The sequence below is a fragment of the Microbacterium maritypicum MF109 genome, assembly GCF_000455825.1.
Lineage (GTDB): Bacteria > Actinomycetota > Actinomycetes > Actinomycetales > Microbacteriaceae > Microbacterium > Microbacterium maritypicum_A.
Genome location: NZ_ATAO01000076.1, coordinates 1 through 217, shown reverse-complemented (window position 1 = coordinate 217; position 217 = coordinate 1). Strand labels below are relative to the sequence as shown.

At 68.7% G+C, this 217-nt stretch carries 1 protein-coding gene; it reads left to right on the top strand.

Annotation, left to right across the window (positions count from 1 at the left end; all coding sequences use genetic code 11):
* Positions 1-10: 10 nt before the first annotated feature.
* A complete protein-coding gene (locus tag L687_RS0120965) occupies positions 11-175 on the top strand; it encodes a potassium-transporting ATPase subunit C (RefSeq protein ID WP_373695044.1) in 165 nt (54 codons plus the stop codon).
* Positions 176-217 lie beyond the last annotated feature (42 nt).

Genomic DNA, 217 nt, shown 5'->3' with positions numbered 1-217 from the left:
GGCGTACGCACTGCTGCAGGTGCCGCGCGTCGCCGAGGCCCGCGGACTCTCCGCACAGGAGGTGCGCGACCTCGTGGAGTCTAGGATTCAAGGGCGGGATCTGGGATTCCTCGGCGCGGAGCGCATCAACGTCGCCGAGCTCAATCTCGCGCTCGATGAACGGGAGGGCGAATGACCGCAGCGCCACTTCGTCGATCTCACGGCCACTCCCGCCGGG